Raw genomic sequence first — 16,553 nt, 5'->3', positions numbered from 1 at the left:
CACAGCCTTTTCACATAACAAAATGCAATAATTAGCATACTAATAAAAGACTTTCTTGTCTTTTATTAGTGTTTCCTGTTCATTCGTGGAATTCAAAAAAAAATGAAAAAATGGTTTTCTAAATAATTTTGCTGCCTTACAGGGTGTAAAAAAGAAAAGGTGTCTCAAATCCTTGAAACACCTTTTTAATCTTATTCTTTAATTGAAGTTCTACTCCAGTAATGAATCTAATATTCCACCACTGCTTTCTTTGGATGCATTTGGGCCACCAGGGCTCAATTGACTCACCAACTTACGGATTGGCATTGATTGCAGCCACACTTTTCCTCTTCCGCTAAGTGTTGCAAGGAATAATCCTTCACCACCGAAGAGCATGGATTTTAATCCTCCCGATTGTTGTATGTCGAAATTTACACCTTCCTGGTAACCAACAACGCAGCCGGTATCAACTCGCAGGGTTTCCCCATTCAACTCATGTTCAATTAAGGTTCCACCTGCGTGGATAAAGGCTTTTCCATCTCCTTGAAGCTTTTGAAGAATGAAACCTTCTCCTCCAAAAAATCCTGAACCCAGTTTGCGATTAAAGTGCATGCTGATTTTTGTTCCCAAAGCAGCACACAGGAATGCATCGCGCTGAACGATTACCGAACCACCCAATTCCTGCAAATCCAAAGGAACAATGGTTCCCGGGTATGGTGCTGCAAAAGCAACATGACTTTTCCCCACTCCATGATGGGTAAAGTGCGTAATAAAAATGGATTCGCCAGTGATTTTTCGTGATGCTGCACTTATTAATTTTCCGAACAAACCTTTATCGGGTTCTGAGCCATCGCCCATTTTCGCTTCAAAATCGATACCCTCTTTCATGTATAGCATGGCACCAGCTTCGGCTATTACTGTCTCGTTCGGATCCAACTCAATTTCTACCAATTGAATATCGTGTCCTTTAATTTTATAGTCAATTTCGTGTGATCTCATATTGATTTTTCTTTTAAAGGTAAAAGATTATTTCAAGCTTAACACAACATTTTCGATATCCATGTGCAGTTTAGAATCAGGTTTTTGCTTGAATCGCAAGATAATCTGTAACTTTATTAGACCCTTGAAAAATAAAAAAGACTGTCATGAAAGTATTAATCACCGGAGGAGCTGGATATATCGGCACAGAACTATGCAGAAAACTCAATCAGAATCCTGAAGTAAGCCACATTACCGTATTGGATAACCTCAGCCAGGACAACTACAACTTGTTCCTGCATTCGCAAATAAAACCGGGTAAGGTAAAATTTATAAAAGGTGAGCTGCTGGATTCACGAACCCTCGACAGCATTGTAAAAAATGTAGATGTGGTCTATCATTTGGCAGCCGAAAATACCGATGATGAAAAACTTCATCACCTGCACGAACAGGTAAACAACTGGGGAACTGCCGAACTGATTTATGCCGTGGAAGACAGCAATGTGAAACAATTTGTTTATCTCAGTTCGACCGAGGTATATGGATATTCCGAAGAGGAATTTGATGTGTATTCGATGTTGGAACCGAGCTCATCGCTTGGGAACTCAAAATTGCGTGGCGAACAGCATGTGGAGCGCATCATGTCAAAAATCAACACCCAAATTATTCGTTTGGGAAATGTTTTTGGATATGGTGTTAGCATGAAAATGAAAGGCATATTGAATAACCTGCTCTTCGATTCACATTTTGTAGGTAAGATATCCATACATGGAACCGGAATGCAAAAACACCCTTTTATTTCGCTCGAAAAAACCACAAATATCCTTTCCAATATGATTGGTGGCAAATTGGATTCAGGTGTGTATAACCTGGTTGACTATAACAAATCGATTATGGATTTGGTGGAGAGTATTCAGAAGCATCATCCTGATATTGAAATGATTTTTACCAATCAGCACCTTGAATTGCCAAAGCAAATGGTGAAGATAGACGATCGCATTATGAAGTTCTACGACGGCAGGCCAATGAGTTTTGAGGACGAGATGATTGAACTGAAGAATCATTTTGAGACTTCGAGTATCTAAAAGAAAAAACGCAAAGAGATATTTCATTCTTTGCGTTCTTTTTAAATTTGTTTGCATGTGCTAACTGCACAATCTTATCTCTGTCAAATATTCTGCGTCAGCTTTTTCACAAATCGATACTGATTGAAAAACTCTTTTGCGATAACACGCAGTATGGTGTAGAATGGGATGGCCAACATCATGCCAATGATTCCTGCTAAACTTCCTGCCATAATAATTACAATAAAAATTTCAAGCGGATGTGCATTTACACTGTTCGAGTAAATTAGTGGCTGGAACAAGATGTTATCGATAATTTGAACACAAGCAAAAACCAATGCCATATAGCCCAATAGTGGCAATATTTCCGTATAAAAATCTGCATGTATGTTTGTAGCAATTCCAATGATCATTCCGAAAGTTGCACCAATAATAGGGCCGATGTAAGGAATTACATTCATCATTCCTGCAAACAAGCCAATTACCACGGCGGTACCAAATGGCAAACCAACAATGCTTAAACCGACCGTTACCAGGAAGCCAACCAAAATCACTTCGAAAAACAGTCCGACGAAATAACGCATTAGCAAATTCTTGATCGAATCCAATACATGGCGAACTCCCTCTTCGTGTTTCGAAGGCACCATTACCACCACACCACTGGTAAACAAACTGCTATCCTTTAAAAAGAAAAAGGTGATGAAGGAAATGGAGAAAAGTGCAATAAATATATTGCCCAATGTACCTGCAAGAGAACCAAATATGGATGATACATCAGATATCTTTACAAATGAGGTGAGATTATCGATGACAACGGCTTTGAGGTTAAAATCATCTCCTTCTGCCGAATATTTTGCGATTAATGTTTCCAGATTTTTAATGGGTTCTTCCAAACTTTGAGCTGCTGCATTTACATCGATGGTAGATAATTCTTCGGCCTGAGCTGCAATCATTGGTATAAAGGTTCGGAAAAACATTACCATCACAAACCAAAGTAATATTAAGGTAATCCCTGCCGATAAAGCAGGTGGGCAGGTCCATCTCTTGATTTTTACCTTGTTCAGAAAATCGACTACAGGTCGACCAATAAAAGAAAGGACCACCGAAATTAAGATGTAAGCAACAATGTTGCTAAAATACCAAACCATTAATCCTAAAATGATTAGACCAATGGCTACCAAAATATATTTTCCTTTTCCGTTCATTTTTGAAACGCAATTTAATGTGTATTAACAGTGTAAGATAAGTCTTGTTAAATGTAAGAATTTTTATGAGATCTATATCCAGAATCCAAAAAAGGCTCTCAATTTGAGAGCCTTTCCTGCCTGTTTTATCTCTATCATTATATTTTTAGAGGGTTCTTTACTTTTTGCTTCATCAGAGCAATGTCAAGAACTTCCATAATTTCATCAACAAAATGGAATTTTAAACCTTTCAGATAGATATCTTTAATCTCTTCGATGTCTTTCTTATTCTGGTTACAAAGAATAATTTCCTTGATACCGGCACGTTTCGCGGCAAGAATTTTTTCTTTGATTCCACCTACAGGAAGTACTTTTCCTCTCAATGTAATCTCACCAGTCATGGCAATATTCTTCTTCACCTTACGCTGTGTAAATACCGAAGCCATTGCTGTTACCATGGTTACACCTGCCGAAGGACCATCTTTTGGAATGGCTCCTTCTGGAACGTGAACGTGTAGGTTCCACTCATCGAATGCTTCTTTCTTAATGTCTAAATCTTTACAATGCGCACGCAGGTATTCCTGGGCCAACAAAGCAGATTCTTTCATCACATCACCCAAATTACCAGTTAAAGTAAGCTTGCCTCTGCCCGCAGAAAGACTCGATTCAATAAAAAGAATCTCACCACCTACCGATGTCCAGGCCAAACCTGTTACCACACCGGCATAATCGTTGCCCTGGTATTTCTCGCGATTGAACATTTCGGCTCCCAAATACTCCTTCAAATCTTCTACTTTAAGATTGATATCGTATTTTTCGTCCATAGCCACTTTACGAGCTACTCTACGCATGATTTTAGCGATACGCTGATCCAATGCACGAACACCCGACTCGCGTGTATATTTATCGATTACCGCTGCAATTACCTCTTTCGAAACTTTAATGTGATCTGAAGTAATTCCGTGATTCTCCATCTGTTTTGGGATCAGGTGGCGTTTTGCAATTTCCACTTTCTCTTCCTGGATGTATCCGCTCACATCAATCATCTCCATACGGTCGCGAAGTGGTGCCGAAATAGATCCAACATTATTGGCTGTTGCCACAAACATCACTTTCGACAGATCGTAATCTACCTCAAGGAAATTATCGTGGAAAGCATTGTTTTGCTCTGGATCCAATACTTCAAGCAATGCCGAAGAAGGATCTCCCCTAAAATCGCTACCTACTTTATCGATCTCATCTAAAATAAAAACCGGGTTGGATGATCCAGCCTTTTTCATTCCCTGGATGATACGACCTGGCATGGCGCCAATATATGTTTTTCTGTGCCCGCGAATTTCCGACTCATCATGCAATCCCCCCAAAGACATTCTGACATACTTTCGGTTCAGAGACTCGGCAATTGATTTTCCCAACGAGGTTTTACCAACTCCCGGAGGTCCGTACAAACAAAGAATTGGAGATTTTAAGTCACCCTTTAGTTTCAAAACAGCAAGGTGCTCGATGATACGATCCTTCACCTTTTCCAGGCCAAAATGATCTTTATCCAATACCTTCTGTGCGTGTTTCAAATCAAAATTGTCTTCGGTATATTCGTTCCAAGGCAAATCCAACAATTCCTGCAAATAATTCAGTTGTACCGAATATTCTGCAGCAGCCGGGTTCAACCTCTGCAATTTCTTCAACTCTTTCTCAAAAGTATTGGCAACCTCTTCTGTCCACTTCTTCTCCTTGGCTTTCTCTTCCAGTTCGCTTACATCCTGGTCGTTCGGACTTCCGCCCAATTCATCCTGAATGGTTTTCATCTGCTGGTGCAACAAGTATTCTCTTTGCTGCTGATCCATATCAGTCTTCACCTTCGACTGGATATCGTCTTTCAACTCTAAAACCTGAACTTCGCGCACCAGGTATTCCAAAAGTTTTAAGGCACGATCGCGAATGTGATCAAACTCCAACAATCTTTGTTTCTGGTCATGTTTAATTTCCGAATTACTCGAAATAAAGTTGATCAAAAAAGAAGATCCTTCGATGTTTTTGATTGCAAAAGAAGCTTCATTTGGAATATGCGGCGATAATTTAATCACCTTAATGGCAATATCTTTCACCGATGAAACCAATGCCTTGTATTCGTTATCTTCCACCTCCGGACGGTTGTCCTTGATGGTTTTGATACGACCTACATGGAAAGGCTCCTCGTTAATAATTGCCTCTAACTCGAAACGCTTTTTCCCCTGAAGAATCACTGTTGTGGTTCCATCGGGCATTTCAAGTATCTTAATAATTTGGGCCACCGTACCAATTTTATTGATATCCTCGAAATGTGGTTCTTCCACATTCAAATCAATTTGAGAGGCGGCTCCCAACATTCCCTTGTTGTTGTACACATCGCGAACCAACTTCAACGACTTTTCTCTACCAACCGAAATTGGAATTACAACTCCCGGGAATAATACTGTATTTCGAAGAGGGAGAATTGGCAAAGTGTCAGGTACCTGCAACTCGTCCAATGTACTTTCATCCTCATCGGTTATAATTGGAATAAAATCCGAATCTTCATCCATCATATTCGACAAAACTATATCACTAATATTGAATTCTATCTTACTGCTCATTATCTCTTCAGTCTTTCTTACATTGTATGTATAAAGGAAGTAAGTTTTTATGAAACTAATGTGACAAAATGTCGCTTCCTCTTAAAAAATTTTAGTCGATATGTATTTGGCAATCCCTGTGCCAAACAAAAAAGTCCTCACATTTTTTTGTAAGGACTCTTGCTTTATTCTTTTTTAGAATGATTTTCTGTACTCTTTCGTCATTTCAAAAATGTGAGTCAGAATCCTTTTTTCTGTATCATCAAATGCCTTTCCTCGTCGTTGCATCACCAAATCTGCAACCTCGAATGTTGCATTTAGGCGATACTCTTTAAATCCATGATTTCCTCCCATCGAGAATGATGGAATAAAGTTACGTGGAAATCCGGCGCCAAACACATTTGCGCTAACACCAATCACTGTTCCGGTGTTTAGCATGGTATTAATGCCCAATTTGGAATGATCGCCCATAATGGTTCCACAAAACTGAAGTCCTGTCCTGGCAAAATTCTGTGTTACGTAATTCCACAATTTCACCTGCGAATAATTGTTCTTCAGGTTCGAATTGTTGGTATCTGCACCAATATTACACCATTCTCCCAATACGGCATTGCCCAGGAATCCGTCGTGAGCTTTGTTCGAATAACCAAACATGACAACATTGTTCAGCTCGCCACCAGCCTTACAATAAGGTCCAAGTGTTGTTGCTCCATATACTTTGGCGCCCATATTCAAAACTGCATGCTCGCACATGGCCAATGGTCCGCGCACCAAAACGCCTTCCATAATTTCTGCACCTTTGCCAATATAGATGGGTCCTTTTTCTGCATTCAAACTTGCAAATTCTACTTTGGCTCCTTCTTCTATAAAGATATTCTCTTTGCCCTGAACATTTACTGATTCCGGTATGGCCTGAGACTCTTTCCCTTCGGTTAATAGCTTAAAATCTTCGCGAAGAATTTTATCGTTTAAAGAAAAGATGTCGTAGCTTTTCAATACCCTGTCAAATTCGCCGCTAAATGCTACAATTTTCTCACTCTCGATTTTCTCTTTTTGTACCAAAGTAATCTCGTCGGCTTGCAAACGGGCAGCTAAAACAGTTTTGTCTGCCATTAACAATTCTCCATCCTTCAATTTTTGAATTGCTTCAATCAATTCTCCATTAGGGATAACAGATCCATTGATTAAAATGTTCAGCTCCTCCTTCTTAAGCGAATATTTTTCGCTTAAATAATCTTGCGTTAGAAAGCTAAAATCGACTTTTAAAAGTTGCTCCCATTTCTCACGTATGGTCAAAATACCTACGCGAACTTCGGAAACCGGACGAGTAAATGTAAGAGGAAGCAATTCGTTCCATGCTCCGTCATCAAATAGAATATAATTCATTGCAGTAGTATTACAATCTGATTGGATTCGTGTGTTTCAGATTTTATGTATGATCAAAAATAAAAAAAAGCCCCGAATTTCGGAGCTTTTCTTCTATAGTAATTTTTTGATCTTACTTCTTGAACTTCTTGTAACGGTTCATGAACTTGTCTACACGTCCAGCAGTATCTACCAAAGTCATCTTACCAGTATAGAATGGGTGAGATGTGTTAGAAATCTCTAATTTTACCAATGGGTACTCAACGCCTTCAACTTCGATCGTTTCTTTAGTGTTAGCAGTAGACTTCGCTAAAAAAACAGTTTCGTTAGACATGTCTTTAAAAGCTACCAAACGGTAGTTTTCCGGATGTATTCCCTTTTTCATTTTAAATATCCTTTAAATTTCTTATAATCTTCTTCCAATGGAGTGCAAAGGTAGATATTGTAATTTATTTTGCAAAGAATTATTTAATTATTCTGCACTTTCCTTTGCTTTTTTCCCCTTTGCCTTATCTCCTCTGTTTTCCAGAGGGATAATTGGTGTTCTTTTAAAGGGTTTATTTCTATCGAAAAGGTATCTGTAAGTAAAATGTGTCTTCATTCTTACGCCACCAACCGATTCGTAAATGGAAACCATTTTGGGGTTAAAATCTCCCACCCACGATAATTCCATTTCATTGTAATGAGGTTTGCCTTTCATCACCCTATCCATATGCCAGAAAATGGCCGATTCTACTCCAAACCTCTGATATTTTGGTACAACTCCCATAATCGAAATACGAGCGCGGGTAATTGTCTTTTTCTTTAGGTAGTACAAGAACTTCAGTTTGTTCCACAAGTTGAACTTCCCATTCAATTTGGTCAGAATCTGGTTGATATCGGGCATGGCCACAAAAAATGCGATTGGTTTGCCTTCATGGTATGCGAACCAAATGAACTCCTCTTCGATCACTCCTTTTCCTTCGCGTGCAATTTTTCTCAAATCTTCAGGATCGATAGGAGAAAAATTATCATGAAATTTCCAGGCTTCGTTGTACACCGAAATGATATCCTGAATGTACTTCTCGCTGTTTTTATAGCTAAAGTGCTCGAAAGAGAAGCCAGGCTTTTTGGCTACCCATTCTGCAATTTTCCAGAATCGCTCCGGAAATTTCTTTCTTAAGTCGAGGTGGTAGCTGTACTGTTCGAAGAACACCTGGAAACCATACTCCTCGAAAAAGGCTTTGTAATATTTTTGGTGATAAGGCATTCCATAGGCTTGTGGCATATAACCATCTACCAATAATCCCCAATGATTGTCGTTTTCACCAAAGTTAATTGGTCCATCCATGGCTTCCATGCCATTTTCGCTCAACCAGTTTTTAGCTGTATCGAAAAGCAGGAAGGCTGCCTTTTTGTCATTGATGCATTCAAAGAATCCACATCCCCCGGTTGGTTGGTCGAAACTATTTGCTTTTTTTTCGTTGATAAAAGCTGCAATCCGACCAATGGTAACCCCTTTATCGTCCTGTAAAATCCAGCGAATGGCTTTCCCATGCGTAAAGAAAGAGTTTTCATTGGGATTAAAAATTCCTTCAATTTCGGCATCTAAGGGACGAGCATAATTGGAATCGTTTTGATACAACTTTCCAGCCAGATCTGTAAATTCTGCTCGATGCTTCTGATTTGTAACTTCAATAATATTCACAAGAAACTTATTAAATAATGGATACCGAAAATTAATTAATCGCGACTGGCAATTTTTGCCAATAATCTAAGTAGTTCTATATAAAGCCAGATTAGTGTCACCATTAATCCGAATGCTCCATACCATTCCATATGTTTTGGTGCTCCCGATTGAGCTCCTCTTTCAATAAAATCAAAATCCAAAACCAGGTTTAAAGCGGCAATCACTACAATCACCAAACTGATTCCGATGCTCATTAAGCTTGAACCGTAATAAAATCCGTTTCCGATTCCAAACAGGTTCATGATCCAGGTTACCAGATAGAATAACATTACACCACCGGTAGCAGCAATCATTCCTGATCTGAACTTTTGGGTCACCTTAATCCATCCTGCTTTGTAGGCAAATAGCAATGCAAACAAAGTTCCGAATGTTAATCCTACCGCCTGCATTACAATTCCTGGATAGGATGCATTCATTAAGGCTGAAATCCCTCCTAAAAACAAACCTTCGAACAAAGCATAAAAAGGTGCTGTATAAGGAGCTGCTTTGGGTTTGAATACAGTTATCAGGGCAAGAATAAAACCGCCTATTGCTCCACCAATCATCCAAGGATATACCGATGAAGTAATTTCGCCTGTACTGGTAACCGATACCATTCCCCAGGTAAAACTTGCAGCTGCAACCACGAAAAGCAGTAGCATTGCTATTTTATTTACCGTACCGTTAATGGTCATTGTTTCACCATATGCCTCGGTTCTCGCTTTCTGAAATATTCTTTCACTTAATACTGGATTGGAACTTTTTGTTAATGCCATATATCTAAGTTGTTAATCTACAATAATGTATTTGTTATGATATTATTTTGAGCCTCAAATTTACTTTGTTTAATTCTGATTTCCTAGATATTTAAGGCAGAAGCATCTTAAAACCTGAGTTTGATAAAAAATATTGTCACAGTTTGAATCGATTTTGAGTAGAAACTTCTTCAAACTTTTAAAGGGATATCATGATATTTCAAGGGGATTGATTCAAAAAGCAATCAAATTCTATGACAAAGTCATCTTCATTCAATCTTTACATTAAAATATCCCGATATTCTTTCAAATTTTTTAATGCAAATCTTAAATAAATCTGACTTTCTGTGAAGGATATTTTTTATCAAACTCAGGTTTAAATATTCTTAAAATAATTCTAGAGCTCAAGTTCATATTGCAGGTCGTCCCACACTTCCTGCCAGTTTTCATCTTTGGCTCGCAGCTGGTGAACCTTCTCACAAATCATATCGGCAATCTCTTTGTTCAATCTCACCATTTTCCCCAAACTTCTTTTCAACTGATTTCTCAGGTAGAATTCATCAATATTCGTTGGGATCATTTCAATGAATTGTGGCAGTTCATCTGCTTTCACCTCATCCTTTTTCATGGCCAACCTGCCGGCAATAATAATGGCACACACCACTCTCCTGTAATTTCCCGATTGCAGCCATTCAGGAATCAGCTCATAAACTTTTGGTAGGTTCATAAACAGATTCATACTCACCTGCTCAATCAATTCGTTCGAATCCATTTCATCGAACCAACGATCGATCTGTTCCTCCTTTACCTGGTCGGCCTCATCCAGCAAACTCGCCAAAATCCTGGTTTCACGAAACTCCTTTGTCCAAAGTTTGTGAGCCAACAAATGATTTTTTGAATATTCGCTGGCCAACTCACGCAAATTCACTATGGTTGCACCCAAAGCTTTCTCGTAGTGCAAACCAAATTTCTTCATCTCGTGGTGGGTTTCACCATTGCGCAAAACCTGCACTTTTTTAAAAATATCCTGAAAAATTGCTTCAGTTTCTGTGTTGTCGATAAAAAATTCCATTTCCTTAAAATTGTTAACTCCCTGCAAAGGTAGACTTTATAATCCTACTGAAATATTTTTTTCATTTTTATTTGGATCATTTGTCAGGTTTTCTCTATATTTGCACCGCTAACGCGAAAATGGTGGATGTAGCTCAGTTGGTTAGAGCGCTGGATTGTGGTTCCAGAGGTCGCCGGTTCGATTCCGGTCTTTCACCCCACTTTTTTTATTACATGGTGGATGTAGCTCAGTTGGTTAGAGCGCTGGATTGTGGTTCCAGAGGTCGCCGGTTCGATTCCGGTCTTTCACCCTAAAAAGAAAAGCAAGTTCATTTTGAGCTTGCTTTTTTTGTTTTTTGGGGTATTTCAAAAATAATCGTTGCAGGAAATACTTTTAGTGCGTACTGATATAGGTTTTACCGCAGTTTGAGAACTATTGAAAACTTTCGGAGCGTGTCACTTCCTTATAGGGTACAGCCTTTGTTAGGGCAACCTTTTCATTAATTTTTCAATATAACTATCCACTTCTTCCAGGATGACTTTTTCAGGATCAATCTCATCACTCTCAAACCTATTATGTCCTGTTGTTTCGTAGTCGTATAGCACTTTGTTCATGAAATAGTACTTTCCTCTATAAGTTTGTTCCGTTTTAGAGTAATTAAAACTTCCGGTGCTGTCAACATATTCAAATTGTTTAAATGTCTCATGCACGTATATCAACGTTTCATTCTCAAAATAATAATCATATGTTGATATTCCATATGATAAACCAACCCACAAGGAAACTTTTTCTATTTGACCATTCGAATAATATCCGATCAGCTCACCTCCACCATCTGTCATATTATCCATAAATTCTTCATTGGTAAGAATTCTTTCTTCGTAGCCGGTGTTCAAGTCAATAAGTCTTGCCTTTTCAATTCTCACATGATTAGAATCTATTTTTGCATTGTTTTTTCCACCGTCGGGCTTTAATTCTTCTGCGAATGTTAGGGTGTCGGAATATTCACATATGTTTTTCTCATAATTCCATCTTCCCCCTCTGTCCAGGCATTTATCAATTTCAAAAAACCTCTTCACCCTAGGCACAAATCCAAAAATGAACAACAATACTCCAACTAGTACAATCAGTAAAAATGTAAATCTTTTTATCATTGTTTTTTTATTTTGGTGTATCAGCTTATAAGCATCCGAACAGTTGCCAAATGGCGTTGTAGCCCTCCGCTGCCGCACGAATCCTTTGGTGTGGCTTCTAAACAATTGGATTAACCAAATAATATCATTCTAAAATATTAAATATTTAGTTAATTTCTATAGTTATAATTCTGAAAAAACATCAAGTCTTTTGGATACATTTGGTAGTCTCACCACACGAAAGGATTCGTGCGGTAGCGGGGAATAATCTTGAATGCTCTGAAGCCTCATGTAAAGAAAATGCATTTTTCTTTACATGTTCCTTTTTTAAGGATAAGAAAAGAGCTTTTTCTTTACACATGAAAAAGAAGGAAGTACCAAGCCACAATTCTTTGATTCTTATCGAATTGAATTCATCCAATGTTTTTATCCTAAAGTTGGATGTCTGAGTTTGTGATTATATCAAGCTTCAAAAAAATTCCCAAATACGATTTCAAGATCAATTTTTCATATTGAAAAACTTAAGTCGAAGCTCAATTTGCGTTGGTCGATTTTGCTTGTTTTGTAGAATCGAAATCATCCTGCAATAAAAAACAGATGGCCAAAATGTAATTTATTACAAGAGTAAAAATGGCAAACATTACTCTCGTATAGGTCTTAAGTGTAACTTTTACTCTCTTTTGTTTATGCTTTCAGCATGAAGCACCTCGAATGATACTATATCCTATTAAGCTTAGTTATCAGCTGGTAAACCTATTAATTCGTAATTTGTGCTTCTTCCTCCAGCTGTTTCTTTCTGCAAAATGCCTTTTGATATCAGGTCGTTAATATCTCTAACTGCAGAATCTTTTGAACACTTTGCAATTTTTGCCCATTTTGAAGATGTTAATTTACCATCAAATCCGTCCAATAGCATATTTAATATTTTCTTTTGTCTCTCATTCATAGTTGTTTCTGAATGTTTTCTCCAAAATTCAGCCTTAAAAAGTACTCGTTCCAATACAGTTTCTGTAGATTTCAGTGCATTTGACAGGCAAGTTAAAAACCACACAATCCAACCCGTAATGTTTACATCGCCTTTTTGTGTTTTTTCGAGCATTTCATAATATTGTTTTCTCTCTACTCTAATTTGTGCTGACATACTATAAAATCGTTGATTACTCATGTCTGATTGAGCAAGAAGCATATCAGTTATTGCCCTGGTAATTCTACCATTCCCATCGTCAAATGGATGGATCGTGACAAACCACAGATGAGCAATTGCGGCCTTAAGAACCAAATCGTTTTTTTTATCATTATTGAACCAATTTAAAAATTGGTTCATTTCCTTTTCCAGCAATTCCGAATCAGGAGCCTGAAAATGCACTTTCTCTTTTCCCATAGCACCAGAAACAACCTGCATTGGTCCCGTGGTATCTTTTCTCCAATCTGCAACTGTAATTTTGTACATTCCACTTCTCCCTGTTGGAAACAAAGCTGCATGCCAATCAAATAATCGTTCAGCTGTTAATGGTTTAAAGCAGTTTTGAGTTGCATCAAGCATCATTTCAACTACGCCTTCAACATTCCTGTCTGAATCAACAGCACCAGCTATTTCCATTCCCAATTTACGCGCAATTGAAGATCGAACCTGGTCTGGATTTAAGATCTCACCTTCTATTTCTGAAGATTTTAGTACATCAAGAGTTAAAGTATCAAGTAATGCTTCATTTCTTAATTCAAAACCGAGTGTTTCCATTTTTCCTACAAGTCTGCCTTGCAAGTTTCTAACTTCACTCAAGAGGTTTATGAAATCATTATTATTCCATGTAAACTCTGGCCATTGGTCGTTTTGATGTATAAAAGCTTTCATTCGATGCACTATTTGCAACGAAAATACGATTTATTCGTCGCATTTCAAAAATAATCGTTGCATATTATGCATCGAATAATAGGCTTAATCGTTGCAGGAAATACTTTTTGTGCGTGTTGGTAAAGCTAAGCTTAAGTTTTGGAGTGGATTTATAGAGGTTCCTGTTTGCCCCATTGCCTCCGCTGCCGCGCCATCAGGCTTTGGAAATGTGCCAACACCAAGGTCTCATATTTTTTTTATTTAAATCAAATAAAGCAAGTTCATTTTTATAAAAAATACTATCTTTTAGTTCAATAAAACCAGCTCGCCTATGTTAAAAATAATACGACATGTTGTTAGAAAACTAAAGTATTCTATTTTAGATTTAACACCTATTATTCTTGTTGTATCTTTTTTTCAAATCGTTATTTTACAAAAACCATTTCCCAATTTAACGGAAGTACTTATCGGCTTGGTTTTTGTGGTATTCGGACTAATGCTATTTATTGAGGGACTTGAAATTAGTTTATTTCCAATTGGTGAAAATTTATCCTTCGACCTGGTAAAAAAAGGCAGTTTATTTTGGCTCTTGCTATTCTCCTTTTTACTTGGATTTGCTACTACAATTGCCGAACCTGCATTAATTGCAGTGGCAAAAGAAGCTGCTGAAATTGCAGTTCAATCCAATTTAATTCATGCCGATATTGAATCGAGCTATGCTTTTGGCTTGCGTTTATCTGTAGCCATTGCGGTAGGACTAGCCATACTAGTTGGCATATGGCGAATTATAAAAGGGTGGCCTGTTTATTATTTAATAATTGGTGGTTATGTGCTGGTAATCATCATCACTTATTTCGCACCTGAAGAAATAATTGGTATCGCTTATGATGCAGGAGGTGTTACCACATCTACCATAACAGTTCCCTTGGTAACTGCCCTCGGAGTAGGTTTGGCATCGGCAATTGAAGGACGAAGCCCGCTAACCGATGGCTTTGGATTAATTGCTTTTGCTTCTCTTTTTCCAATGATTTTTGTGATGTGTTATGGGATGTTAATGTTTTAATACATAAGAAATGCTAAAAGAACTTGGAATAACTTTTTTATACACAATCAGAGATGTAGCTCCAATCGTTACATTGATTGCTGTTTTTCAGGTTTTCATTATAAAAAAATCGATACCAAAATTAAAAAACATTGTCTTTGGTGCAATATTGGTAATTTTAGGACTTACTTTTTTTTTAATGGGCTTAGAAAAAGCATTATTCCCATTGGGGGAATTAATGGCAGCTCAGCTGTCTAATTCAGATTTTATAAACGCTCGATATAAGGGCGATATAACAGATTGGCAAGCCTATTATTGGGTGTATATTCTTGCTGCCCTAATTGGCTTTGCAACAACCATTGCAGAACCTTCATTATATGCAGTAGCTATTAAAGCCAACGATGTTTCCGGGGGAACAATTAGCACCTTATTATTACGAATAGTAGTAGCTATTGGTGTCGCTATTGCACTTGCTGTAGGAACCTATCGAATTGTTGTAGGGCATTCCTTAACAATTTATATTGCAATCAGTTATTCAATAGTAATTATTCAAACCATATTTGTAAAAAAAGATATTGTAGCCCTGGCTTACGATTCTGGTGGAGTTACAACCTCCACTGTAACCGTGCCCATTGTTGCTGCACTTGGCTTAGGGCTGGCATCTGTGGTTCCTGGGCGAAAACCAGCCTTAGATGGCTTCGGATTAATTGCTTTTGCCAGTGTTTTTCCCATAATAACGGTATTAGCTTACGCTCAGGTTATCGACTTAATAATGTATTTCAGTAAATTTAAAAAAGTGAAAAAATGAGATTTGACTTAATTGCAGGGTTTATAAACCCTAAGGATACAGAAAAAGTAGTAAAGACAGCTAAAAAATCAGGAGCCACCGGCGACCTAATCATACAAGGCAAAGGCAGTGGATTGGATCAAGCCAGCTTCTTAGGAATGTCTATTCAAGAAAAAACAGATATCGTAATTTTTATCGTAGAAGAACATCATACCCAAAAAATTATGAATGCTGTTACTGAAGAATGTAATTTAGAGGAACCAGGCAATGGAATATTAATGGTTTTAAAAATTGACAGGGTGGCCGGACTATCACAGCAGATTAAAAAAATTAGAGAAAATTTGAATACTGAACAACTATAATATTATACCATGGAAACTTTTAAAAAAGCAAAGGATATTGCATCCGATAAACTTTTCTACATTGATGGTCTTTCAAGTGTGAGAAAGGCCATTGAGATCATGAAAGAAAAGGATGTGCAGATACTAATTATCAAAAAAAGAAATAGTGCAGATGCCAATGGAATTATCACGGTAAATGACATCATAAGAGGTGTAATCATACCCAAAAAGACACTTGATGAAGTGAGTGTATACGAGATTATGACCAAACCCGTATTTGCAATTCCGGCACACCTAAACGTTAAATATGTACCAAGGTATATGTATAATTACGATGTGAAAATTGCGCCAGTAGAAGAAAATGGTGAATATATCGGAATGATTGACTATTCCCAATTTTTATTTGCCGGGCTTTAATACTTGAAATAAATTTAGCATCCTTTTAAATTGTTTTAGTCATCAGTGGTTTTCGCTTAGAATGGCTCAAACTTTTAACTATAGTATGATAATTTGCTTGCCCCCATAAGTTAGGAAGTAAGAAATAAAGGTGTATTGTCCCCGATTGTCCCAGTTTGCAACGACTACTGGCGCGAGCGCAATGTCATTAAGTTAAGGTTATTTCACAAAGCATCACGCTGATTTTTAGTAACCTTTGGTTTGACTCTATTTCTGTATTTATCTTTATGCCGATTAAAATTACGATTCGGTCTTATTGGAATTAAATTCTTACTAAAAATTTCTTTT

At 37.6% G+C, this 16,553-nt stretch carries 15 protein-coding genes and 2 tRNA genes; 7 read left to right on the top strand and 10 right to left on the bottom strand.

From position 1 onward, the window contains the following. Positions 1-210: 210 nt before the first annotated feature. Positions 211-978, bottom strand: a complete 768-nt coding sequence (locus tag ELS83_RS11540) for a TIGR00266 family protein (protein WP_171595725.1) — start codon at positions 976-978, stop codon at positions 211-213. 146 nt (positions 979-1,124) lie between these two features. Between ELS83_RS11540 and ELS83_RS11535 the strand changes: the two genes are divergently transcribed. Further along, entirely contained in the window at positions 1,125-2,042 is a 918-nt protein-coding gene (locus tag ELS83_RS11535; protein WP_171595724.1) for an NAD-dependent epimerase/dehydratase family protein, read from the top strand. An 83-nt stretch (positions 2,043-2,125) separates the two neighbouring features. Here the strand turns inward: ELS83_RS11535 and ELS83_RS11530 are convergent, their stop codons facing one another. From ELS83_RS11530 to ELS83_RS11500, 7 genes are all read right to left on the bottom strand, one after another. Continuing rightward, positions 2,126-3,226, bottom strand: a complete 1,101-nt coding sequence (locus ELS83_RS11530; RefSeq protein WP_171595723.1) for an AI-2E family transporter — start codon at positions 3,224-3,226, stop codon at positions 2,126-2,128. Positions 3,227-3,363: 137 nt separating this feature from the next. After that, positions 3,364-5,817 (bottom strand): endopeptidase La, encoded by a 2,454-nt coding sequence (lon, locus tag ELS83_RS11525; protein ID WP_171595722.1) that lies wholly within the window; start codon positions 5,815-5,817, stop codon positions 3,364-3,366. A 174-nt stretch (positions 5,818-5,991) separates the two neighbouring features. Further along, positions 5,992-7,182: a GlmU family protein gene (locus tag ELS83_RS11520; RefSeq protein WP_171595721.1), complete on the bottom strand. Its 1,191-nt coding sequence runs from the start codon at positions 7,180-7,182 to the stop codon at positions 5,992-5,994. Positions 7,183-7,294: 112 nt separating this feature from the next. After that, positions 7,295-7,546, bottom strand: coding sequence for a type B 50S ribosomal protein L31 (locus tag ELS83_RS11515; protein ID WP_171595720.1), 252 nt, complete (start codon positions 7,544-7,546; stop codon positions 7,295-7,297). A gap of 87 nt (positions 7,547-7,633) precedes the next feature. Next, a complete protein-coding gene (locus ELS83_RS11510; RefSeq protein WP_171595719.1) occupies positions 7,634-8,848 on the bottom strand; it encodes a GNAT family N-acetyltransferase in 1,215 nt (404 codons plus the stop codon). A gap of 35 nt (positions 8,849-8,883) precedes the next feature. Continuing rightward, positions 8,884-9,645 (bottom strand): Bax inhibitor-1/YccA family protein, encoded by a 762-nt coding sequence (locus ELS83_RS11505; RefSeq protein WP_171595718.1) that lies wholly within the window; start codon positions 9,643-9,645, stop codon positions 8,884-8,886. Between the two features lie 376 nt (positions 9,646-10,021). Further along, positions 10,022-10,696 carry a DNA alkylation repair protein gene (locus tag ELS83_RS11500; RefSeq protein WP_171595717.1) on the bottom strand — a complete coding sequence of 225 codons (675 nt, stop codon included), beginning with the start codon at positions 10,694-10,696 and terminating at the stop codon, positions 10,022-10,024. A gap of 122 nt (positions 10,697-10,818) precedes the next feature. On the opposite strand from ELS83_RS11500, the gene ELS83_RS11495 reads away from it, so the two are divergent. Further along, positions 10,819-10,895: transfer RNA gene (locus tag ELS83_RS11495), tRNA-His, on the top strand. Between the two features lie 15 nt (positions 10,896-10,910). After that, positions 10,911-10,986: transfer RNA gene (locus ELS83_RS11490), tRNA-His, on the top strand. 171 nt (positions 10,987-11,157) lie between these two features. Here the strand turns inward: ELS83_RS11490 and ELS83_RS11485 are convergent. After that, entirely contained in the window at positions 11,158-11,829 is a 672-nt protein-coding gene (locus ELS83_RS11485) for a hypothetical protein (RefSeq protein ID WP_171595716.1), read from the bottom strand. Between the two features lie 712 nt (positions 11,830-12,541). Then, on the bottom strand, positions 12,542-13,660 hold the full coding sequence (locus ELS83_RS11480) for a Fic family protein (RefSeq protein ID WP_171595715.1): 1,119 nt from the start codon (positions 13,658-13,660) through the stop codon (positions 12,542-12,544). A gap of 310 nt (positions 13,661-13,970) precedes the next feature. On the opposite strand from ELS83_RS11480, the gene ELS83_RS11475 reads away from it, so the two are divergent. Genes ELS83_RS11475 through ELS83_RS11460 form a run of 4 tightly spaced genes read left to right on the top strand, consistent with a single transcriptional unit; the run spans position 13,971 to position 16,226 of the window. Then, positions 13,971-14,702: a DUF1538 domain-containing protein gene (locus ELS83_RS11475; protein WP_171595714.1), complete on the top strand. Its 732-nt coding sequence runs from the start codon at positions 13,971-13,973 to the stop codon at positions 14,700-14,702. Positions 14,703-14,712: 10 nt separating this feature from the next. Continuing rightward, positions 14,713-15,489 carry a DUF1538 domain-containing protein gene (locus tag ELS83_RS11470; protein WP_171595713.1) on the top strand — a complete coding sequence of 259 codons (777 nt, stop codon included), beginning with the start codon at positions 14,713-14,715 and terminating at the stop codon, positions 15,487-15,489. Continuing rightward, positions 15,486-15,830, top strand: a complete 345-nt coding sequence (locus ELS83_RS11465) for a P-II family nitrogen regulator (RefSeq protein ID WP_171595712.1) — start codon at positions 15,486-15,488, stop codon at positions 15,828-15,830. Before ELS83_RS11470 ends, ELS83_RS11465 begins: the two co-directional genes overlap by 4 nt. Positions 15,831-15,839: 9 nt before the next feature. After that, on the top strand, positions 15,840-16,226 hold the full coding sequence (locus ELS83_RS11460; protein ID WP_171595711.1) for a CBS domain-containing protein: 387 nt from the start codon (positions 15,840-15,842) through the stop codon (positions 16,224-16,226). The last annotated feature ends 327 nt before the right edge of the window (positions 16,227-16,553 follow it).

Origin of the sequence: Marinifilum caeruleilacunae (genome assembly GCF_013141825.1) — a bacterium.
Taxonomy (GTDB): Bacteria; Bacteroidota; Bacteroidia; order Bacteroidales; family Marinifilaceae; genus Marinifilum; species Marinifilum caeruleilacunae.
This window is presented reverse-complemented; position numbering and strand designations above follow the sequence as displayed.

Coding starts and splice junctions, on each gene's coding strand:
- ELS83_RS11460 (WP_171595711.1), top strand. CDS start 15,840: ATGGAAACTTTTAAAAAAGCAAAGGATATTGCATCCGATAAACTTTTC.
- ELS83_RS11480 (WP_171595715.1), bottom strand. CDS start 13,660: ATGAAAGCTTTTATACATCAAAACGACCAATGGCCAGAGTTTACATGG.
- ELS83_RS11500 (WP_171595717.1), bottom strand. CDS start 10,696: ATGGAATTTTTTATCGACAACACAGAAACTGAAGCAATTTTTCAGGAT.
- ELS83_RS11520 (WP_171595721.1), bottom strand. CDS start 7,182: ATGAATTATATTCTATTTGATGACGGAGCATGGAACGAATTGCTTCCT.
- ELS83_RS11530 (WP_171595723.1), bottom strand. CDS start 3,226: ATGAACGGAAAAGGAAAATATATTTTGGTAGCCATTGGTCTAATCATT.
- ELS83_RS11515 (WP_171595720.1), bottom strand. CDS start 7,546: ATGAAAAAGGGAATACATCCGGAAAACTACCGTTTGGTAGCTTTTAAA.
- lon (WP_171595722.1), bottom strand. CDS start 5,817: ATGAGCAGTAAGATAGAATTCAATATTAGTGATATAGTTTTGTCGAAT.
- ELS83_RS11535 (WP_171595724.1), top strand. CDS start 1,125: ATGAAAGTATTAATCACCGGAGGAGCTGGATATATCGGCACAGAACTA.
- ELS83_RS11465 (WP_171595712.1), top strand. CDS start 15,486: ATGAGATTTGACTTAATTGCAGGGTTTATAAACCCTAAGGATACAGAA.
- ELS83_RS11470 (WP_171595713.1), top strand. CDS start 14,713: ATGCTAAAAGAACTTGGAATAACTTTTTTATACACAATCAGAGATGTA.
- ELS83_RS11505 (WP_171595718.1), bottom strand. CDS start 9,645: ATGGCATTAACAAAAAGTTCCAATCCAGTATTAAGTGAAAGAATATTT.
- ELS83_RS11475 (WP_171595714.1), top strand. CDS start 13,971: ATGTTAAAAATAATACGACATGTTGTTAGAAAACTAAAGTATTCTATT.
- ELS83_RS11485 (WP_171595716.1), bottom strand. CDS start 11,829: ATGATAAAAAGATTTACATTTTTACTGATTGTACTAGTTGGAGTATTG.
- ELS83_RS11540 (WP_171595725.1), bottom strand. CDS start 978: ATGAGATCACACGAAATTGACTATAAAATTAAAGGACACGATATTCAA.